General features: G+C 63.3%; 18 protein-coding genes, 2 tRNA genes and 1 pseudogene. 7 read left to right on the top strand and 14 right to left on the bottom strand.

Annotated elements, in window-relative coordinates:
- Positions 1–32 precede the first annotated feature (32 nt).
- The gene (locus tag QM788_RS14415; RefSeq protein WP_415662151.1) at positions 33–926 is read right to left on the bottom strand and encodes a WYL domain-containing protein; all 894 of its coding nucleotides are present in this window, start codon (positions 924–926) and stop codon (positions 33–35) included.
- 100 nt (positions 927–1,026) lie between these two features.
- Here QM788_RS14415 and QM788_RS14410 point away from each other — a divergent pair, with 100 nt between their 5' ends.
- Positions 1,027–1,662 (top strand): hypothetical protein, encoded by a 636-nt coding sequence (locus QM788_RS14410; RefSeq protein ID WP_415662150.1) that lies wholly within the window; start codon positions 1,027–1,029, stop codon positions 1,660–1,662.
- Complete coding sequence (locus QM788_RS14405; RefSeq protein WP_415662149.1) at positions 1,659–2,795, top strand: hypothetical protein; 1,137 nt, start codon at positions 1,659–1,661, stop codon at positions 2,793–2,795. Before QM788_RS14410 ends, QM788_RS14405 begins: the two co-directional genes overlap by 4 nt.
- 46 nt (positions 2,796–2,841) lie before the next feature.
- Here the strand turns inward: QM788_RS14405 and QM788_RS14400 are convergent, their stop codons facing one another.
- Positions 2,842–3,858, bottom strand: a complete 1,017-nt coding sequence (locus tag QM788_RS14400) for a MobA/MobL family protein (RefSeq protein ID WP_415662148.1) — start codon at positions 3,856–3,858, stop codon at positions 2,842–2,844.
- A 224-nt stretch (positions 3,859–4,082) separates the two neighbouring features.
- Here QM788_RS14400 and QM788_RS14395 point away from each other — a divergent pair, with 224 nt between their 5' ends.
- On the top strand, positions 4,083–4,397 hold the full coding sequence (locus QM788_RS14395; RefSeq protein ID WP_415662147.1) for a hypothetical protein: 315 nt from the start codon (positions 4,083–4,085) through the stop codon (positions 4,395–4,397).
- A gap of 66 nt (positions 4,398–4,463) precedes the next feature.
- On the opposite strand, the gene QM788_RS14390 is transcribed toward QM788_RS14395, so the two are convergent.
- Both QM788_RS14390 and QM788_RS14385 read right to left on the bottom strand, forming a co-directional pair.
- Positions 4,464–5,885 (bottom strand): AAA family ATPase, encoded by a 1,422-nt coding sequence (locus tag QM788_RS14390; RefSeq protein ID WP_415662146.1) that lies wholly within the window; start codon positions 5,883–5,885, stop codon positions 4,464–4,466.
- Between the two features lie 313 nt (positions 5,886–6,198).
- On the bottom strand, positions 6,199–6,525 hold the full coding sequence (locus QM788_RS14385) for a helix-turn-helix domain-containing protein (protein WP_415662145.1): 327 nt from the start codon (positions 6,523–6,525) through the stop codon (positions 6,199–6,201).
- Positions 6,526–6,981: 456 nt separating this feature from the next.
- Between QM788_RS14385 and QM788_RS14380 the strand changes: the two genes are divergently transcribed.
- The gene (locus QM788_RS14380; protein ID WP_415662144.1) at positions 6,982–8,100 is read left to right on the top strand and encodes a hypothetical protein; all 1,119 of its coding nucleotides are present in this window, start codon (positions 6,982–6,984) and stop codon (positions 8,098–8,100) included.
- Positions 8,101–8,214: 114 nt separating this feature from the next.
- On the opposite strand, the gene QM788_RS14375 is transcribed toward QM788_RS14380, so the two are convergent.
- The 3 genes from QM788_RS14375 to QM788_RS14365 all read right to left on the bottom strand — a co-directional run bounded on the left by QM788_RS14375 (position 8,215) and on the right by QM788_RS14365 (position 10,991).
- Positions 8,215–9,183 carry a DNA-binding protein gene (locus tag QM788_RS14375; protein WP_415662143.1) on the bottom strand — a complete coding sequence of 323 codons (969 nt, stop codon included), beginning with the start codon at positions 9,181–9,183 and terminating at the stop codon, positions 8,215–8,217.
- Between the two features lie 78 nt (positions 9,184–9,261).
- Positions 9,262–10,011, bottom strand: coding sequence for a hypothetical protein (locus QM788_RS14370; RefSeq protein WP_415662142.1), 750 nt, complete (start codon positions 10,009–10,011; stop codon positions 9,262–9,264).
- Entirely contained in the window at positions 10,008–10,991 is a 984-nt protein-coding gene (locus QM788_RS14365; RefSeq protein WP_415662141.1) for a hypothetical protein, read from the bottom strand. Before QM788_RS14365 ends, QM788_RS14370 begins: the two co-directional genes overlap by 4 nt.
- A gap of 787 nt (positions 10,992–11,778) precedes the next feature.
- On the opposite strand from QM788_RS14365, the gene QM788_RS14360 reads away from it, so the two are divergent.
- From QM788_RS14360 to QM788_RS14350, 3 genes are all read left to right on the top strand, one after another.
- Complete coding sequence (locus QM788_RS14360) at positions 11,779–12,792, top strand: transposase (protein ID WP_415660644.1); 1,014 nt, start codon at positions 11,779–11,781, stop codon at positions 12,790–12,792.
- 581 nt (positions 12,793–13,373) lie between these two features.
- Complete coding sequence (locus QM788_RS14355; RefSeq protein ID WP_415662140.1) at positions 13,374–13,586, top strand: excisionase; 213 nt, start codon at positions 13,374–13,376, stop codon at positions 13,584–13,586.
- Complete coding sequence (locus tag QM788_RS14350; protein ID WP_415662139.1) at positions 13,583–14,863, top strand: tyrosine-type recombinase/integrase; 1,281 nt, start codon at positions 13,583–13,585, stop codon at positions 14,861–14,863. Before QM788_RS14355 ends, QM788_RS14350 begins: the two co-directional genes overlap by 4 nt.
- Before the next feature lie 70 nt (positions 14,864–14,933).
- On the opposite strand, the gene QM788_RS14345 is transcribed toward QM788_RS14350, so the two are convergent.
- The 7 genes and pseudogenes from QM788_RS14345 to uvrC all read right to left on the bottom strand — a co-directional run bounded on the left by QM788_RS14345 (position 14,934) and on the right by uvrC (position 20,690).
- A tRNA-His gene (locus tag QM788_RS14345) sits at positions 14,934–15,009 on the bottom strand.
- Between the two features lie 28 nt (positions 15,010–15,037).
- Positions 15,038–16,951 (bottom strand): SurA N-terminal domain-containing protein, encoded by a 1,914-nt coding sequence (locus QM788_RS14340; protein WP_415662138.1) that lies wholly within the window; start codon positions 16,949–16,951, stop codon positions 15,038–15,040.
- A gap of 122 nt (positions 16,952–17,073) precedes the next feature.
- A tRNA-Val gene (locus QM788_RS14335) sits at positions 17,074–17,149 on the bottom strand.
- Between the two features lie 26 nt (positions 17,150–17,175).
- Positions 17,176–17,472: an HU family DNA-binding protein gene (locus tag QM788_RS14330; protein ID WP_415662992.1), complete on the bottom strand. Its 297-nt coding sequence runs from the start codon at positions 17,470–17,472 to the stop codon at positions 17,176–17,178.
- A gap of 124 nt (positions 17,473–17,596) precedes the next feature.
- Positions 17,597–18,163 (bottom strand): CDP-diacylglycerol--glycerol-3-phosphate 3-phosphatidyltransferase, encoded by a 567-nt coding sequence (pgsA, locus tag QM788_RS14325; protein ID WP_415662137.1) that lies wholly within the window; start codon positions 18,161–18,163, stop codon positions 17,597–17,599.
- Between the two features lie 43 nt (positions 18,164–18,206).
- Positions 18,207–18,731 carry a hypothetical protein gene (locus QM788_RS14320; protein WP_415662136.1) on the bottom strand — a complete coding sequence of 175 codons (525 nt, stop codon included), beginning with the start codon at positions 18,729–18,731 and terminating at the stop codon, positions 18,207–18,209.
- A gap of 38 nt (positions 18,732–18,769) precedes the next feature.
- Positions 18,770–20,690 (bottom strand): annotated as a pseudogene (gene uvrC, locus QM788_RS14315) (excinuclease ABC subunit UvrC).
- Between the last annotated feature and the right edge of the window lie 10 nt (positions 20,691–20,700).

The following is a 20,700-nucleotide window of genomic DNA, read 5'->3' as shown; positions in this document are numbered from 1 at the left end:
GCGTGCCGCTGGGTGTTTACGCTTCATGGCCATCATCGTTGCTGGTTGGATTCAGCGTAACCTGGCGCAAGAATGAGATTCGTCACGCCGTAGAGCGCCTGCCGGTTCTTCAGCCAGAGATGGTTCTCCCCGCCACGGAGACTGTGATCGGGCGTGCAGTCCACGTTCCAGCGTCGCAGCATGTAGCCCACCAACGCAGCGCGGACACGGGAGACCAGCATCCCGTCGGTCATGCCGTACTCCGCTTCGATGGTGTCTGGATTGCTCATGTTGGCGGGATGGGGGACCATCTCCAGCTCAACGATCCGGTTCCACTGGATGTCGTGCTCCGGCAACTCTTCGTCGTCGATCGGCCCGCTTTCGAAGCGAGCGTCAGCGATGCGGGCCAGAACGAAGTCGCGAAACTCTTGGGAGCGTCGGTCATACGCGCGGACATGCCAACGGCTACCGCTGTCGGCCAAAGCGAAAGGCACGATGACGCGCGACGTCATGCCGCTGCTCACAGCCCGATAGCTGATGTGGACAGCTGACCTGCGATGGATCGCGCGCGTAATCACCGACAAAGCGTCGAGGTTTGGGTCGTTGATCTCTATCGCCGGCTCGGAGGCAATTAGAGGGCGCTGCTTGACGGGCTCCTGATCACCGTAGCCTCGTGTTAACCAAGTCAGCACACGGGCCGGCGAGAAGTCGAAGACCGGGCGGAACAAGTTGGCACGCACGTAGACCTTGTTCTTGCTGTCGTAGTCGAGGTTGCCGGGTGCCAGGTCTTTGTAGGCAGCCAAGTCCCGCGAAGCTGCCGCGGCCTGGATGCCAAAGCGGCCAAACAGATCCTGCCTGCGCACCTCGCCCAGGAAACGAATGCGCAGCTCAATCAGCGCCAAGCGATCCCGCTGGGTCCGCGTCAGGTCATGAAGTTCAAGGGGCATCTCGGTGCAAGAGGGATAGGCGCAGTCTAGATACTAACATCCAACTCAAAAAGAGTCGAACTTCCGTTTTTCAACGAGGCGTAATATCGTACTTTCCAGCATGAGTGAACACGAATACACCCTTCTTGGCGGCCCAAACCGTGCGGCGATCGGCCGTACGCTGAGTCTCATCGCCGCTGCGGCCGCGTCGATCCTCGTTGCAGTGGTCCTGGCTGCAATCGACCTGGCTCGTACGCTGGGGATCGCAAACTCAGTCCCACAAGTTGTCTTGTGGCCCGTGACCGCCGGGCTGATCTATGGCGGGCTGTACTGGCTGTTTGATCAACATGTCTGGAAGCTTCCCCGCCTTTCGAAGCTCCTGAAGGTGCCCGATCTGACGGGCACCTGGGTCTGTTACGGACAGACCCTCAAAGCGGATGGCACGCCTGATCGCGACTGGATCGCTGAGCTGGCCATTGTTCAGAGTTGGGACCGGCTCCGCGTCCGGCTGAAAACGGCACAGTCGACATCGCAAAGCATTGCCGCGGCACTGGTGTATGACCAAGCCGACGGCTATCGCCTTCTGTACAACTACCGCAACGAGCCGGGCATCGGGCAGCCGCATCTATCCGGGCATCGCGGGTCGGCTGAGCTACTGTTCTCACCAGACCTGAAATCAGCCAAGGGCGAATACTTCAACGGCCACGGCCGCTACACCTTCGGAACCATGCAACTTGAGCGAAAGGCCCAGCAATGATGCGCGACATCGGCAAGCGACTCCAACAACTCAAGACTCGACGCAGCGGCGCTGACCGTATTGGTCAGGTGGACTTCAGCGAAGGCCTGCAAGTGCTTGCAAAGAGCCTCTCCGACGAGCCGTACGCGCGGAGAGCGACCGGCCAGAAGCACACTCAGTACGCACTTGGCGCCATGCAGCCCGTTGACGCCAACTACACACGCATCAGCCTCGAAGAGGCTGAACGGGTCGGCAAACAGCTGGACACCGGTTTGCGCGCGCGCGGCGTTGATGTGGGGTTCCGCCTCCAGGGTTCGGTACCTTGCGACATTCACATTCGTGGGGTCAGCGACGTCGATCTTCTGGTGTTGGACGAAGGCTTCTTCACCTATGACACCAACGGACTGCGCGCCCGCTCTGGTCACTTCACCTCGCCCGTGGCCTACACGCCCCTCTCGGCATTGATGCGGTTGCGAGGCAGTGCAGAAACGATCTTAAAGGACAAGTTTCCCCAGGCGACGGTCGACACGCGCGGCGCCAAAGCGATCAAGTTGTCGGGCGGCTCTTTGCGTAGGCCGGTGGACGTGGTGCCTTCGCATTGGCACGATACCGCCGACTATCAGACCTCCCGCAGGGAGGCCGACCGCGGCATCCAAATCCTTGACAAGTCGGTGCCAGAGTCAGTTCTCAACATGCCCTTCCGGCACATTGAGCGGATCAATCAACACGACGCGTTGGCACGTTCGGGGCTGAAGAAGGCCATTCGGCTTCTCAAGAACGTCAAGGCAGATGCCGTCGAAGAAGGTTCGAAGATTCCGCTGCCGAGTTTCGACATTGCCGCGGCAATGTGGCATGCGGATCTCACAGCACTTGCTGCCGGATCCGTGTACGAACTCGCAATCGTCGCCGAGGCCACCCGACACTTGGATCACTTAGCACGCAACACGGCGTTTGCAAAGACGCTGATGGTTCCTGACGGGTCACGCCAAATCTTTAATACGCCGGAGAAGGTCGAGGCCTTGATCCAGCTATCGTTGGAGATGGATGACCTTTCTCTGCAGATCGGACGCGAACAAGAGCGGTTGCTGCAGCAAATACAGCCCTCGCGCCAACAGATTGACGCGGTTCTTCGCCGGGCAATCGTTCCAACCTAAAGCTCAATAGCGGCTGGTCAGTTGCGACATGGCGATGCCGCGCCTCTCAGTGCCGGAGAACGGTCGCAAGAGGACGGGCCACGGCCCCCACGTCAAAGCGCTTCATGAGGGGGATCAAGGACCGCAGCTCTTTGCTGTAAGTCGCAATGAGTTGCTTGAGCTTCATTTTGTCGCCGCCACGGAGGGATGGCAATTGCGAGAGCCTCGCTTCTGCCTCAGCGCTGCGCATCAACAAGAATTCCATTCGGCGTCGTGCTTGTTCGCGTGACGCAATAGTCGGCTGCGCGGGTTTCATGAGCCGAGATCGCATCAATCGCAGTGCGGCTATCTCATGTTCAATTGAGTCGACCTCTACGTTCTTGGCAGTCAACCGTCGGTTGAGCGAGCTTCTGCGCTGCGCTAGGGAGCCGCGAGCTCCGACATGAATAGTCGGCAGTCGATCAATTCGACGTGCCTGGTGGCTTCGGTGGTCGACCTGATTTGCGAATCCTGCTGTCGCAAGCGCCTCGTTCACCAGTGCTGCCCAGTGGGGGCGCAGCCATGCGACGGAGTCCGCTTGACCGGCTCGCCTGCAGAGGATTGGATCCAGGGAATCTGCTTTTTTCCCCAGTGCACCATCGACCCCGACAGTACACGCAGTCAGCATCAAATGGGCATGGAAGTTCCGGTCATCTCCTGAGACTGAGGGTGCATGCAATGCACAGTCGACAGCGACAGAAAATTGATTCGCGATGTTCCGCGCAAACTCGAATGCCAGCACTGCACGTTGATCGGCGTCGATTTCATTCGGTAGGGCGACAACTACCTCGCGGGCTGTCACAGCATCCTTTCGCCGGTGATGTTGTTCGACTTGGTTCCAGAAACCAGGTCGATCCATGACGCATGCGCCACCAGGCAGTATGAGGCGAGCTCCGATAACCCCGCGCCGACGGCTGTAGTCGAACATCTGGCCTGTGCGCTCGTCGCGGATCGCGATGGCAGCTCGGTATGCCATGGCGGCTGTCGCGCATCGACCTTGCGAGCGCGCAATAGGCGGTTTTGCCGAAAGGTGATAGATCGCCATAAGAGTGGTCGTCGCTTGGGTCAAAGGGTGTCGGGGTGGAGCCCTGACCGCACGTGTTCGCAGAACACTCTAAGTGCGCCCTTGCGGGATAGGTCGTCCGCGACTCCCATCCAAGAGCCATTCGCAATATGGGCGAAATGAACAGGGGCAATCGGGATCGCGCAGCCCCACAGCTGGCTTGCCTATTCATACACTGTACTGAGCAAACGTATCCAAATGCCGCCATGACACCCAACAACATCGAGTCAATTGACATCAAACTGCAGCAGCTCAAAAACCGACGCGCCCAGTTGCTCGCACAGCACGATGCGGCCGAGCGAAAACGCATCACGCGCCAGGCCGTGATCATCGGCAAGTGGATCATGTCCAAGCGGCCGGAACTCGTGTCGGAGATCGCCGGCATGCTAGTGCGTGATCAGGACCGCGCGGTGTTCAAGCTGCCACCCACGGCTGGCACAGGACAAGTTGCGTCCGGGGCTACCCACATCGACATCTTGCTGCCACCGGATGAAGACGCCGCGGCCCCAGCCCTCGTGTGAGCGGCAGCAGCGACGAGCAGAATGGCTGGGCACTGCTGCAGATCTACGCGCGCTTTCACATGCCCATCAGCTGTGCACAAACCCCATTGCCGTGCGTCGAGCTGGCAGGCGCTCATCCATGCGCAGCGTGGGCCAGTCATCTTCAACAAGATGGCTGCGTTGCGCCATCAACGCGCGCGCGAACGCGATCTCCGCAGCGAGCTTGATAGCTCGCGGGCTCATGTCCGCAATCTGCTTGTTAAGCGCTACCGGCAGCTCAGCGGAAAACCGCACTCCCATCCTGCGAATCAGCTCGCTCAGGATCTCCTCGGCGATGGCCACCAGTTGCCCTGGTGAAGGCGGCGAGATCTGGAAAACCAGCATTCGCGAGCGCAACGCGCCGGGGATCTGATCGATGTCGTTGGCTGTTGCGACAAGCCTCAAATGACTGGCATCGAAGACCAGATCGGGCAAAGACTGGTCTACGAAAAATTTCGCTGTGTGCTCCTCCAAAAGCGAGTACAGCGGCCCGAGCCCGCTGTACCCGGTCGTGTTGGCCTTGTCGATTTCATCGAGCACGAGAAGTCCATTCGCCACCGGGTCGTGCCCGGCACGGCCCCAGGCGAGGAACTCGAAGACTTGACCTGGCGATGAGTTGGACCAGAAAGTGCTCGATCCGCCGATCGAGCTGCCGTTGGTCTCGGCTGCCATGGATACGAACAGCGGTGGTGGCGTGCCCAGCAGGTCAGCCAGCAAATTGGCGAATCTCGTCTTTCCGATCCCGGGCGCGCCCACGAGCAGGATGGGCGCAAGCCGGTGCGGCAGGCCCTGCGCGCACAGTGAAATATGCGGGCGGATGGCCGTCTCGATCACCTGATCGAAGCTTGGGAAGCTCTCCGCCAGCGCGTCGAGGCGCTTCAACCAATCTGCAGGCGGTGGCGCCATCGGCCGGCTGATGCCGGTGAGCGCCAAGCGCTCCAGTGTTTGCGCGATCCTGCGGCCGGCTTCGCCATCACGGCCTTTGATGCGCTGCTCGAGCTGATCGGCGTCTTCTGCGAATTTGAAGACATTGACCGGCTCGCATGCCCGCGGCCCTGTGACCAGCGCCATCAGATCGAGGCCGCCTTCCACGTCTGGCAGATCGAAGTCCGGCACAACTTTTCCGGCCGGCTGCGTGCTTTCGCGTAGCTCGGCCACCAGACGACGGTTGTGCAGCTCCTGCAAGGCTTCGGCCAAGCTGGTCAGTACCGAGTGCTCCAGATCGCCGCGCCGCGGCGAGAAATCGAACATCACGTGCAGAGCACCGGCCACTTTCACGCAGCTCACAGCCGCCCGCCGGGGCTGCCTGCGCCCCAGGATCAGCGCGAACGCGCGCAGGAAGATCTCGCTCAGCTGCCGACCATCGCGCGAGAGCTCAGGGTCGAGGCGAACGCTCAGCCAGTCAGGGCATTGGAACAACGGTAGCAGCTCGGCCACGCTGACGGTGGGTTCAAACAGGTTTTCAGTCATACATAACGCTCAGTTGGGGCGAACGAAGTCCGCGATGACGCCGTCAAGTGCGGCGCGCCAACTGAGGAACGAGTGACCTAGCTTCCGGCTATGCCTGCGAAATCTGGCCGGCCGCGCTCACGCACCACCTGCTGAGGCGGTGAAGTCCGGGCTTCGAAGAACTGGGGCATGTGGTGTGTGAGGCAGAAACGCGGGATATCGTTGATATGAGATGCGAGCAATAACGCCACCGTCACTGTAGCGGCACACCCATCGTCCTCACAAGAAAAATACCTGGCCGGCCGGCCGGTGAAGGCGGCAATGCGATCTCCGGTCACCCGGCCGGCTCGTCACCCACTGTGCCATGAAGGAGCTCCTTGTAGGCACGCTCGAACTCCCGAGACAGCACAGGCAGGCTGCATCCCAGTGCAGCGGCAATCTTCACAACGCCCACCAAATTTGGAACCGTCCGGCCGTTCTCGATGGACGACATGTTCGAGCGCCCGATAGCGGCTGCCAGTCCAACAGATTCTTGCGACAAACCCTTGGACGTTCGCAACACAACAACCGCTTGGCCAAAGGCCTTTGCAATCGTCGGATCGGTCGATTTGGAGCCGACGGGCCTGCCCCTGAGGATGACTTTTTTGCTTGCTGCTGCCATCCCGCAAGGGTCGTTTTACGTATGCATAAAAACCACATTTAATTAAATACATCAGTGTTAGAGTCGGTGCAAATGCTTTGAAAACTGGAGGTTCCACTACTGGAACCACTTCAGGCATTTCCCTCAATACCTATCGCTGATGACCCCATCCAACTGGACTGACCTGAGAACCGCCACGGCCCTTCTGTTGACGGGCTTAGTGCTGAACGGCCCTTTAGGGGCGCAGACTGCTCAGACGCAGCCCAGAACATCGCCGCCCACGGCGACACCTCAACACGCCGCGACCACCGTGTCCACGGGTGCGACTCAGCGTGATCTCGAGGCCCGGGCAGCGGCAGCCGCTCAGAAAGATACGGACCCGCAAGTCAACGGATCGGTTCGGGACGTCCCGCGGCTCACTTCAGCCAGATAGCTCGCCTCGCTCGCCACTTGTTCAACAACTGTGGGGGCTAGTCCGTGATCGCATCCATCCTTCTCATCGCCTACGCCGCAGCGTCCGTCGCGTTGGCCTTCTGGGTCCGCCGCGCGGTCAAACTGCGGCTTGACTGGACCCACCCGCGCATGCGTGCGCCTGTTTTTTCTGGGGCCGTGCGCAGCACTGGCGGCGAAGGCGCCCTCGGCGCCGCTGATGCAGTCAGCACGGCGGTGCTGAGCAGCGCTTCTCCAAATGTGGTCATGGTGTTCGTCATCGTCGTCGCCGGCCTAATCGGCAGCGTCATCGGCGCAGGCGTGCTGCCCGCCCTCGTGGGCGGGATTGGGCAGCCTGGGTGGCCGGGCTTGATGGCGCTGGCGGTGATCACTCTGGCCTGGGCTTGGATCGGGGGATCCCTCGCGCTGCCCGTGCTGGCCCTGGCATTCAGCCTCGCCCCCGTCCTGGCTGGCCTGATGGTGATCGGCTTCATCGGCCTGGCGCTCGGGCAAACCTTCGGCTCTGGGCACCCCGGGCTCTTCTCGTCAACAGGCACCTGGCAAGCTGGCTTCGGCGCACGGCTGGACTACAACCTGTGCGCGGCGGGCACCTCGCTGACCACGCTGGGCAACCCGCAGGAGATCGAGCGGCGGTGCAAACAAAAGGTCGTCGGCGCACACCCCGTCGAAGGCCGATTCGCCGGCGCCTACAGCTGTCAGCCAGGCCAGCGCGTGGCGGCGATCGTGGATGTGCGCCCCTACGGCCCCTTCCGGGGCGGTCTGAAGACTGCCGAGTTCAGTTTCGGCGATCGGCCTGAGGCTATGTTTCCGAACGGAATGTTTGCTGGCGTCATCCGCCCGAGCGGCGCCGTGAGCGAATTTCGATCTGACGAGCTCAAGTGGATCCAGAATCCCACAGCCGGCTGGGGCAAACCTGATCGCCTGTCCATCAAAGCACTGGCCTCCGGCGGCATCAGTGTGATGCTGATGAACACGCCATGCACGGAAATCCAGGCCAAGCGCTGCGAGCCTGCCGAGCCGGGCCGCGTGCCCACCTGCGAGAAGGAATTCACGCAATTGGGCATCAAGCTCTACAAACCTGGCACGCTCAAAGAACTGAGCCAAGTGATCGCCGACCAAGAAGCCCGGCAGAAGGCCGGCCGCTGAGGCGTTCAGCCTGCGGTCAGAAGCCGGCCTATTCCCGGCGCCGCACCGCGATGGTGGCGACGGGATCCAGGCTGAGTCGGTGACACGCTGACCAGCGCGGATGGACGCCGGGCATCAGACGGTGCCGCTCGGTTCGCGCGGTGTGGGGGCAACCTCCTCACCGTCACGGTCACTGGCGTGCTCATCGTCTTTGGCAACGGCCTTGCGCGCGGCCTCCCGCAGCTGCGCGATCTCGGACAGCTGGACCAGGCAACGCGCTTCCAAGGCTGACCCCACGTTGGACAGCTTCAAGATCTCCTGTTGCAGCGCGCGCTCCGTGGCCAGCGCCCTTTCCTGCTGTTCCTGCAGACGCAGCAGTTGAGCTTCGAGCTTGGTCTCACGCAAAGCGGTTTGGCAGGCTCGGTCGAACTGGGCCTCGGCCCGCTCTTCTGCCACGGCGGCTGTCTTCCTGGCCTCGGCCACCTGGTCGGCACTGCTCTTCGCCGTTTGCCGGGCTGTCTCCAGCTCTTCCTTCAGACCCGGCACCTGCGCCAGGTCAATCGACTTCCGCACCAGCTCCTGACGAAGCTCTTCCGCCTGAGCTCGTTCAGACGCGGCACGTTTATTGGCCTCATCGATCGCCGCAACGTGCTCCGCTTTTTGCTTTTCCAGTGCCCCGGCCCGCTCCAACAGCTGTCCCTGTTGCTGCTGCAGCTGGGTCTGCGCCGTGCTCAGCTCACTCTCTCGTTCGGCCAGTCGACCTGCCATCGCCTCGATTTCGGCGGCCAGTTGAACAACTGTTTCTTCCGCATCTGCAGCGCGCATGTTGGCATCGTTCGACGCCTGATTCGAGATCGCCACGTACTGGGCACGGAACCGCTGGATGATGACGGGGTCGAGGGGGATATCGTCAGCAGCGCTCGCCGCGCAAAGCTCCCTCCAATACTGCACCCCCCGCAGCACGGTGGTGTAGGAGCCGCCGCCCATCCGCTCACGAACGGAACGGGTGGTGGGCTTCAGCCCCTCCTTCACCATGGCATCGCAGACGGCAGCAACGGCTGCGTCGGCTGCAACGACCGCGTCGGTCAGGTCAAGTTTCATCATGCTTTCATTCCTTCATTTCTTCGGTTGGTAACAGGTAGCGTTACGGTGCGTTATCGCGTGTAGCTTTACGCAGCGTTATCAGGCGGGCGTTACGGGCAGCGCCGATGGCGACGGCTCGGTCTCCCACCATGTCGGGGTGATGCGCACAGGTGGCCCAGGTGGCGCGGCCATGTGCTCAGGACCCAAATGCGCCGGCCAGTCCTGCAGGTGTTGCCAGGGCAAGAGCTCGACCTGGGGTTGCAGGATGTCGATTCCGGAGAAGCAGGCTGCGCCCCTCTTCGCACCATGCCGGTAGACCTCCAGCGCGCGTTCCCGGTGTCCGATCAGGACCGCATTGACTCCGTTGAACCCACCCAACCCAGCCGGGTAGCTGATCGAGGGGCGATGGTCCTCAAACGCCTTCATGAAGTCGCGTCGAGCGAATGAGACGCTGCCTGGATCTCGGACCAGCCGAATCACTGAGTGCCACCCCCCGATCACCTCGATGGAAAAGTGGATGGCTGCGTGCTCGAAGATGACGAAGAAGTTGCGGTCCGCGCACGCCAGGGCTGCCTCCCTGACCATCAGCCACGCACCCGAGATGCCGCCGAATCGAGAACGGTCCAGCTCCTGGCGAATGGCGGCCATGCTGGGTGCGAAGGGCGAGGCCAAGGCATAGTTGTCAAACGCCTCACGGAGTTCGGAAGGCTGACAGACAGCGAACGCCTCGTACCACTTCGCCATCTCCAGGGCGCCGACCTCCTTCCCGGTGCGCTCCGCGACCTCGCACAGGCATTCGGTCACCACACGCACGACCGATGGCGACGGCTTAACAGTCACGCGGCTCATGCTGCGCTCGCTTCGATCGTCAGCACCGGTGGCGCTTCGGCATCGATCACGTCGGCCTGGTACCGTGCTGCCACGGCTGCGGCGATTTCTGCTGTGCGCTGGGCCGCAGGCTTGAACATGCTGATCTGCGGGGCGTTGTCTAAACGGGCCTCGCTGGCCAGGCCCACGACGCGATCGGTGGTCTTGCAGATGACCTCGAGCGTGTCGAGCCTGCGGGTGCTTTTGGCCGTGCGCCCTTGGTAAAAGGGGTCCTGCGCAGCATGGCTGATGGCGCGGCAGATCAGCGCTGCGCTGACACCTTCGTCCAGCCGGGCCTGAATGACGCTTCTGCGGGACTTCAACAATGGCTCATCGGGACGCGCTGTTGCCTGCTTCCAGTGCTCAAAGATCGCCTGAACAGGATCGACCTCGCCTACCGATTGGCTGTCTTCCTTTGTGCCTGTGTCCCGGTTGGCACGAGAAGAAGCATCACCCCCATCGAAAGGGGGCAGTGAGCCTGTTGACGACGCGCTTCTATCCCTCTCCCTCTCATGTGTCTTTTCATCTACCTTATGTTCTGACTCTTCGGTCATCTCATATGGCTGAGCCGCGGCAGGGCCGTGGCCCGCTCCCGACGGCAAGCCCGCTGCGGCAGCGGCCTGCCTGCGGGCAACGCCCACCAGCGCGCGCTCGCGTTGCTTCTCCGAACTGCGGTCGGTCTTCTGTTTGCTGTCCCATGCCTGCAAGGCCCACCCTCCGAACTCAGGGTGATGCCAGCGACCATCGCTGGCCAGGTACCAGTCAGCCAGGACTTCGGGGCGAATGACCGTCCAGCCGGCGACATCCCGGCCAAAGCCCGCCATCGCCGCCAATTGCGTGTCGTTGTCCGGCAGCGTCATGGCGGGCTGCTGACGCCAGGCCTGCGCCATCAGCAGCACCAGGGCCCGGAATGGCTCTGGGTTGGCGGCCAGCGCGAGCAGGTGCCCGGTGAAGTAGTCCATGCGGACAGGCGCCCAGGGGTACGTGACCAGATTGACTTGCGCAGGAACCAGCGGCTCGTCTTGCTCTGCGGCAGGCCCGCTGGCCGCGCTTGTTTCTGATTTACTCAGTCTCATTGGTTCCCAAATATGTGTTGGCCTGAATCGGCCGTAACTTTGATGGGAATGAAATGGGTACTCTGACTCAGGGTGCCCTTTTCAAATCCCGCGAAGGGGACGAATTGCAGAAATCCCGGACCATCAAAAACAACGGCAAACCCCACACTGGTGAGGAACACGGATTTCAAACATTCGCCATCAAAACGCCTTCTTCTTCGGCGATTGACGGGTAAAGTTTGCCGGATATGACGCAAATTGGCACGCAGGCCAATTCGGCGGAAGTTACATCTGACGATTCAGGCTAGACAATAGTTTTTGAACTACTCGATAAACCATCGATTCACGTCGTAACGTGAATAACAGGTCAAATCAAACGTCTAGACGTTTAGTAACTTGCCCGCCAAATAAGCCGCTTGCCGCCTCGCAACAAATGAAACGAAATGCAACTGAGGAAAATGGGACGAAGCTGCAGCAAGACGTTTGTTGATGAGCGAAGCACCCGCCAGCCCCTCGGCCTATAGCGTCGCGGCACACCATCTGACCGAGCGGCGCAGCGCCGCCACGAATCCTGGCGGCGGTCGAGTCAGCGCCTCCGGCACGCGTTGCATATAGGACTTACGCAAACGTTTAAATAAATAGACCCTGCATGGTATTTGTTGGATAATGTGCCGCATCGACCTCAGCATGCAAATTGTCCATCAAAAGAATCGACTACTGCCAGTTCATCCTGACCAGCCAGACCAATTTCACCATGACGAACTTTGCGGATCACGGCCAGGGATTCAGCCACGATGCGGTGAAGCGGTACCTGCAAGGCGACAAGCTGTCGGCCAGCTTGGTTTGGGAGCATGCGCAGCGTGAAATCGTTCCATCCCCCCGGGGATGCATCGTGTTTGACGACACCATCCTCGACAAGGGCCATTCGCACCAGATCGAGTTGGTTCGCCGGCAGTACAGCGGCAATGCCCACGGCATCATCAAAGGGATCGGCCTGGTGAACTGCCTCTACGTCAACCCCGACACCGGCGAGTATTGGCCCATCGACTATCGATTGTTTGCGCCCGAGCAGGACGGCAAGACCAAGCTGGAGCACGTGCGCGACATGTTGGTCAGCGCTGCGGGCAACAAAGCACTGCCCTTCACCCGGGTGCTGTTCGACACCTGGTACGCCACGATGGAGCTGATGCTGCTGGTGGACAGCCTGGGCAGACGCTTTTACTGCCCGATCAAGGCCAACCGGCTGGTCGATGACAGCGCCGGCCAAACGCCGTACCGGGCAGTGAGCGGCTTGTGCTGGACGGCACAAGAGGCTGAGCGCGGCAAGCTGATCAAGATCAAGGGATTCCCCAGGGACTACAAGGTGAAGCTCTTCCGGGTGACGGTGTCTTCCCACCGCACGGATTGGGTCGTGACGAACGATCTGGCTCAAGATTCGACGCAGGGCACGCAAAAGGCGTGTGCGCTGCGCTGGAAGATCGAGCAGTTTCATCGAGAACTCAAGCAGCTGACGGGCGTTGAGAAGTGTCAGTGCCGCAAGGCGCGAATGCAGAGAAACCACATCGCCTGCGCGATCTTGGTTTGGCTGCGGCTGCGGGCGGTGGCCAAGGAAAAACTCTCTTCGATGTATCAGATCAAGACCAGTTGGCTTTCCGAGCGGATGCGCCAGGAGCTGCGAAGTCCTTCGGTTTTGATGCGTTTTGCGTAAGTCCTAGCATAAAAACATCAGCCCAAAGGGAGCCGAGACGCGCATTTCTTGACCCGAGGGACGATGTATCCAGATACTGACGACGTCCCTGAGCGAAAAAGAGTCTGAAGCGGCATATGGGTGTACGGGATCGCAGCAGACAGTGATGGGACTTCATAAAGTGCACTGACGACATCAGAGGTAGCCCTCTGATCCACGACGGAGCCCAGGAACAAGTTCTCTTGGGGCAGTGGACGGTCGGACATCAGTAGATCCGGTTCGCATCCCCCAATTCTGGGTAAGGGGATCAGGAGCGCAAAGTTGCGACGAACGGTGACCCGGTTCTTTCCCCTCGGGGATTTCGAACCTTGGATCACCATGCACGATTGCCAAAAATCGGCCACCCGCCCGAGCCATACACTCAGTCCCCTTCTGTCGCAAATCGCGGTTTTTACTGCGGTCGACGATTTGCGCTGCGATTCAGCGCCGGAATCACCGCGCCAGGGATTCGCCCCATGGCATACGCAAGCCGAAGAACTCCAGGGTGCAGCGCGGCACAATGCTGAATGGGCACTGGGCCAACTGAGCGAGGGGGCCACCCAATGAGCGCAGCCCAATCCCTGACCATCGACGCGGCAGCCGGGTTGGTGACCGTGAACAAGGCCGCCGAGTTGACAGGCCTCTCGGTGAAAGCCATTCGCCGCAAACGCGAGGAAGGTATCTGGCGCGAAGGACGCGAAATCGTGGTCGGCCCTGACAAGCGGATCTACGTGGACATCGAAGCCTTCCAGAAGTGGGTTCGGGGGCTGCAATGAAAACGGAAACCTCGACCAAAAGCCTCCCCGGCGTAGAAAAGCGCGACAACTCGATCCGCATCTCGTTCACAACCCGGGACGGCACCCGCTACAGGAAGACCTACAAGCTCGACGGCATCGTTATGGCACCCACAGGGCCCAACATGAAAGCCGCAATGCGACTAGTCCAAGAGATCAAGTCAGAGATCAAGCTCGGCGTCTTTGAGATGTCACGGCACTTCCCGGAGGATGCGACTGTGCTGGCGGCTGCCGCCGAAGCGGCGGCCAAGACGCGGTCGGTGGGGAAGCAGCTTGATCACTGGAAAGCGTTGACGCCGACTGCGAGCTCGACATCGCTCGGGTACGACTCTGCGATCAAATTCTGGAAAGGGGCGCCTGCCCAAATTCCGGAGGTTGGCGAGCAATGGGACGACATGCCACGAATCGGTGATCTGAAGATCGACACCATCCAGCTGTCGCACATTAAAGCCGCTGTCGCCAGCAAGGCTGACTGCCGGGCCAAAACTGTAAACAACTACTTGGCGGTCCTGCGACTCGCGCTCGAAGCGGCAGTGGACGACGGTCTGATCGAAAAGTACCCCACGATCTCAAAAGCCCGTCGGAAAAAAGATCAAGAAGAGGATCCTGATGCGTTTGATCTCCAAGAGATGAATGCCATCATCAAGGCCTTCCAAGAGGTCTGCCCTGGTCAGGTGGCCAACTTCACGGAGTTCTGGTTCTTGACTGGGTTGCGAACGAGCGAGCTCCAGGGGCTGCGCTGGCCGAGCGTGGACTTCCGAAAAGGTGAGATCAAGATCCACGAAGTGCAGGTGCGGGGCGAGTACAAAGCAACCACGAAGACCAACAAGGCCCGGCTCGTGAAGCTCACCGCACGCGCTCTGGACATCCTGATCGCGCAGAAGAAGTACACCTTCCTGGCTGGCGAGCACGTTTTCCACGACCCCAGGTTCGACATCTGCTGGAAGGATGAGCTGCCGTTCCGCAGGACGTACTGGACACCGATCCTGAAAAAGCTCGGGATTCGCTATCGGCGGCCGTATCAAATGCGACACACGAATGCTTCGATGCGCCTCACGGCCGGGCAGACGGTCGGCTACGCTGCGGCTCAAATGGGGCACTCGCCGGAAATGTTCGTGAAGCGCTACGCTAAGTGGATCGACGGCGCACACAACCGGATCGAGGACGACAAGCTGGAAGCGTTACTCACGTCGCCAGCGTCTGAACCGCAAGAGGCTCTGCACGGCTTCATCCCAGGCGTGGCGGTGGGGACGAAATAGCCAGATTGTCCCTAGCCTGTCCCCAGAAATGAAAACAGGCACCTAAGTGCCTGATTTCATTCAACATTTATGGGGTGGCTGATGGGACTCGAACCCACGACAACAGGAATCACAATCCTGGACTCTACCAACTGAGCTACAGCCACCGCAGAGCCAAAGAGTATAGCGCAGAAATCAGGGCGCGCTGGCGGCCGATGCCGGCGCTGCGGCCTTGATGACCGCCTTGTATTGGGATTTCAGCGCGGCGAGGTAGGCCTGGCCTTCGGCGCGGGCCCAGGCCGCAGCGTATTGCTGGGCGGCGAGCTTGTCGTCGATGACGGCGGCGTCGCGCGGCTGGACGCGGTTGATGCGGGCCACGACGTAGCCGCCGTCGTCCGCCGGCACGCCCAGCACGGCCGGCAGCCGGGTGGCGTCGGCGCCCAGCACGGCTTCGAGCTGCGCGCGGCTCAGGCCTTCGGGCTTGGCGCGCGACACGGTGACCGCGGGCGCCAGGCCTGCCAGGTCGGCGGCGTTCGCCTTCAGCGCGGCCAGGCGCGCTTCGCCGGCCTTTCGGGCCTGCTCGGTGGCCAGCTTGCGCACGAGTTGGTCGCGGACCTTGTCCTTCACGTCGGCCAGCGGCGGCATGCGCACGGGGTTGTGCTGCAGCACGCGGGCGGAGACGAGCTGGCTGGGGGCGGTCTCCACCGCCTCGGTGTTGCGCTTGTTGCGCAGTGCGTCGGCGCCGAACACGGCGTCCAGCAGCTTGGCCGAGGCCAGCGGGCCGGCGGCACCGGGTTGCGGCTGGCGCTGCACGGTGGCGGTCTGCACCACCAGCTTGAGCTTGTCGGCCACGGGCTGCAGGCTGTCGGACTGCTCGTAGACGATGTTGCCGAACTGCTCGGCCGCCTCGGCGTAGCGGCGCTGCGCCAGCTGCTTGCGCACCTCGGCCTCGACCTCGCCGCGCACGGCCTCGAAGGGCTTCTTCTCGCCGCCGCGGGCGCTGGTCATCTGGATGATGTGGAAGCCGAAGTCGGTCTCGACGAGGTTGCTGATCTCGCCCGGCTTCATCGCGTACACGGCGGCGTCGAATTCCTTGACCATCGCGCCGCGGCCGAAGAAGTCGAGGTCGCCGCCGTTGACGGCCGAGCCCTCGTCCTGCGAGTTCTTGCGGGCCAGTTCGGCGAACGACGCCGGGTCCTTGCGCACCTGGGCCAGCAGTTCCTCCGCCCGGGCCTTGGCCTTGGCGCGCTCCTCGGCGGGCGCGCTGCGCTCGGCCTTGATGAGGATGTGGCTGGCGCGGCGCTCTTCCGGCACGCCGTAGCGCGAGGCGTTTTCCTCGTAGTACTTGCGCAGGTCGTCCTCGGTGAAGCTGACGTCCTTCTTCAGCGCCTCCAGGTCCAGCACCACGTACTGGATGCTGGCCGACTCGGGCAACTGGAACTTGGCGGCGTTGGCGGCGTCCTTGTAGAAGGCGTCGATGTCGGCGTCGCTGGGGTGGACCTGCGCGGCAAACTCCCGGGCGTCGAAGCGCTGCAGCTGCACCTCGCGCTGCTGCAGCAGCGCATCGAAGGCCAGCTTGGGGACGCTGGCGCCCACGGCCACCGAGGTCTCGACCGGCGTCAGCACCTGCCGCATCGCGTAGTCCTGGCGCAGGCGTTCGAGGAACATCGACGGCGACATGCCCTGGGCGGCCAGCAGGCCCTTGTTGACGGTGCCGTCCGGGTTGCGCAGGAAGGCGAACTGCGGGTCGTTCCAGAAGCGCGCATTGACCGCCTCGGCGCTGGGCGTGAAGTGCTGGTGCGTGGCGGCGGCCTGCAGCGTGCGCTGCGTCACCAGCATCTCCAGCGCCTGGTGCTTGATCTCGGGCGAGTCCAGCAGCTTGGCGTCCACGGTCGGGTTCTGGCGGCGGATGTTGTCGGTCTGCTCGCGCAGCGCGTTGTCCCACTCGGCCTGGGTGATCTTGCGGCCGTCGACCGTGGCCACGCCGGCATTGGCGCCGCCCATCATGCTGGTGTAGCCCTGCATGCCGACGAAGGCGAAGGACGGGAGGATCAGCACCAGCAGGATGAACTGGAACAGGCGCGTGTGGGCGCGGACGAATTCAAACATCTCGGGAAACCTTGAGGGTCAGACGCGGCGAATCAAACGCAACGAAGGCGAACCGGGGTTCGCCTTCGAGGGGAGCCGCATTCTATAAGTCGCGGCGGCGGTGGCCGCGGCAGGCGGTGGGGTGGTGGGCGCTGACGGGCTCGAACCGCCGACAATCTCCGTGTAAGGGAGGTGCTCTACCCACTGAGCTAAGCGCCCGGGAATCCGGGTCCGGCCTGGGGAAATCAGTTCACGGCGTCCTTCAACGCCTTGCCGGGTTTGAACTTCGGCACCTTGGCCGACTTGATCTTGATGGCATCGCCCGTGCGCGGGTTGCGGCCGGCGCGCGCGGCGCGCTTGGTGATGCTGAAGGTGCCGAAGCCGACCAGCGACACGGTGCCGTTCTTCTTCAGCGTGGTCTTGACGCCGCCGATCATGGCCTCGAGCGCCCGGCCGGCGGCGGCCTTGGAGATGTCGGCCTGCCTGGCGATGTGCTCGATCAATTCGGACTTGTTCACTCCTGCCCCCCAAATTTGGACGATCAGCGGTCTGTCGGTTCCGCGCTGTGCAGCCGCCGGGGCGCTCGCGGGAGGCGGATTCTAGACGCCGCGCCCGGCCGCCACCCGGCCGGGAAAAGTCCCGATACAACTCCGGGCGCGCGCGGCCTCAACGCGCCTTGGCGCGGATCTCGGGCAGCGCCTTCTGCAGGTAGTACACCATCGACCAGATGGTCAGCACCACGGCCGCGTAGATCAGCCAGGTGCCCCACAGCCGCGTGGGGATGAGGCCGAACAACACGCCGTCGAACAGCAGGAAGGGGATGGCGACCATCTGCACCGTGGTCTTGAGCTTGCCCACCATGTGGACGGCCACGCTGCGCGAGGCGCCGATCTGCGCCATCCATTCGCGCAGCGCCGAGATGGCGATCTCGCGGCCGACGATGACCAGCGCGACGAAGGCGTTGACCCGCCCCAGCTCCAGCAGCACCAGCAGCGCCGAGCAGACGAGGAACTTGTCGGCCACCGGGTCCAGGAAGGCGCCGAAGGACGAGGTCTGGTTGAGCTTGCGGGCCAGGTAGCCGTCCAGCCAGTCGGTCAGCGCGACGACGATGAACAGCACCGTGGCGAACAGGTTCTGGTGGGCCGGCGCCAGGTTCAGGTGGAACACCCCGACGATCAGCGGGATGGCCACGATGCGGGCCCAGGTCAGCAGAGTCGGCAGGGTCAGGAACATGCCGGCATTGTGCCCAAGCCCGGCGCGCCGCCGGGGGTGGCCGTCAATCCAGGCTGCGCGGCTTGAAGCGCCGGTACTCGTCGAACAAAAAGGTCTCGGTGAACTTCCACGGCCGCGGCATGCGGCGCACGTCGCCGAAGGGCGCGGCGCGATGCACGGCGTCGAGCGCCATTTGCAGCGTCTCGGGGCCGAACCGGGGCGGGCGCACGACGTTGATCTTGCGCACGCTGCCGTCGGCCTTGAGCTCCACCTCCAGCACGATCAGCGTCAGCAGGTGCGACGGAGCCGGCGTCATGTAGCTGCGCTCGGGGTTGGCCATGACCAGGCGCTCCGCGGCCTGGCGGCGCAACTCCTGCTCGCTGCGCACGGGCCGGGGCGCCGGCAGGCCCGGCGGCGGTTTCGCGGCGGGCGTGGCCGCCGCGCCGGGCGCGGGCACCGGCGTGGCCAGCGGCGGCGGCGGGCGGGACACCGGCGCGGGCGCCGGGGCGCGCGGCGCGGCGCCGCAGGCGGCCAGCAGCGGCGCGATGACCCAGTGCGCGGTGCGCTTGATGCGGTCGACGATGGACATGCTGCTTCTCCCTGCGATGGATGGTGGTGTGGGCGCCGTCAGTGCAGCGCGCGGTAGATGTCCTCGGCCAGGTCGCGCGAGATGCCTTTCACGCTGCACAACTCGTCGACGCTGGCGCCGGCCACGCCGCGCACGCCGCCGAAGCGCTGCAGCAGCTGCGAGCGCTTCTTCGGGCCGACGCCCGGCACGTCCTCCAGCCGCGAGCCGCCGGTGCGCGCGGCCGCGCGGCGGGCGCGCATGCCGGTGATCGCGAAGCGGTGCGCCTCGTCGCGGATCTGCGCGACCAGCATCAGCGCGGCGGAGTCGCGGCCCAGGTAGACCTTCTCGCGCCCGTCGGCGAACACCAGTTCCTCCAGACCCACCTTGCGGCCCTCGCCCTTTTCGACGCCGACGATCAGGCCCAGGTCCAGCCCCAGCTCCTCGAACACCTCGCGCGCCATGCTGACCTGGCCGCGCCCGCCGTCCACCAGCACCAGGTCGGGCAGCCGGCCGGTGCCGAGCTGCGCGGCCTCGGCCAGCTTGCCGTAGCGGCGCGTCAGCACCTGGCGCATCGCGGCGTAGTCGTCGCCGCCGGTCACGCCCTCGATGTTGTAGCGGCGGTACTGGCTGCTCTGCATCTGGTGGCCTTCGAAGACGACGCAGCTGGCCATCGTCGCCTCGCCGGCCGTGTGGCTGATGTCGAAGCACTCGACGCGGAAGCTGTCGATCTCGGCGACGGACGAGATCCAGCGCCTCCACCAGCGCGCGCGTGCGCGCCTGCTGCGAGCCCTCCTCGGCCAGCAGCCGCGCCAGCGCCAGCTCCGCACCCTTGACGCACATCTCCAGCCAGATGCGACGCTGGCCGCGCGGCTGGGCCTGCACGGTCACGCGGCTGCCGGCCTGGGCACCCAGCGCGTCGGCCAGGCCGGCGTCCACCGGCTCGCTGACGACGACCAGCCCCGGGGCCGGCGCCGCCAGGTAGTGCTGCGCGATGAAGGCCTCCAGCACCTGCCGCTCCGGGGGCAGCGCCTCGTCGCCCTCCAGCCGCAGCGCGGTGGCGTCGTCCACGTGCCTGGGAAAGAACGCGCGGTCGCCCAGGTGGCGGCCGCCACGCACCATGGCCAGGTTCACGCAGGCGCGGCCGCCCTGCACCTTGACGGCCAGGATGTCCACGTCGCGGTCGCGGCCGGTGGCGCTGCTCTCCTCGATGACCTGCTGCTGCAGCACCTTGGACAGCGCCTGGATCTGGTTGCGCACCTCGGCCGCCAGCTCGTACTGGAAGCGTTCGGCGTAGGCGCCCATCTGCAGTTGCAGCGACGCCATCACCTCGTCCGTCTCGCCGCGCAGGAAGCGCTCGGCGCTCTCGACGTTGCGCGCGTACTCGGGCGTCTGCCCGGCCGGCACGCAGGGGCCGGAGCAGCGCTTGATCTGGTGCAGCAGGCAGGGCCGGCTGCGGTTGTTGAAGACGCTGTCCTCGCAGGTGCGCAGGCGGAACACCTTCTGCATCAGCTGGATGGACTCCTTCACCGCCCAGGCGCTGGGGAAGGGGCCGAAGTACTGGTGCCGCTTGTCCACCGCGCCACGGTAGTAGGCCATGCGCGGCCAGGCGTGCGCGGTGATCTTCAGGTAGGGGTAGCTCTTGTCGTCCCGGAACAGGATGTTGAAGCGCGGGTTCAACGCCTTGATCAGGTTGTTCTCGAGCAGCAGCGCCTCGGCCTCGGTGCGCACCACCGTGGTCTCCAGGCGGGCGATGCGCGCCACCATCAGGCCGGTGCGCGTGCCGCCGTGGTTCTTCTGGAAGTAGCTGCTGACGCGCTTCTTCAGGTCCTTGGCCTTGCCGACGTAGAGCACCTCGCCCCTGGCGTCGAAGTAGCGGTAGACGCCCGGCAGCGCCGGCAGCGCGCCGACCTCGGCCAGCAGCTTCTCGCGCGCCTCGCGCGGGACGGCGGCATCAACGGTGGAAGGGGTCGCGCTCGACATCGGCGGGATT

The organism is Roseateles sp., assembly GCF_047654785.1.
Taxonomy (GTDB): domain Bacteria; phylum Pseudomonadota; class Gammaproteobacteria; order Burkholderiales; family Burkholderiaceae_C; genus Pelomonas.
Note: the sequence above shows the minus strand (reverse complement) of the source record. Positions and strands in the feature narration are given on the sequence as shown.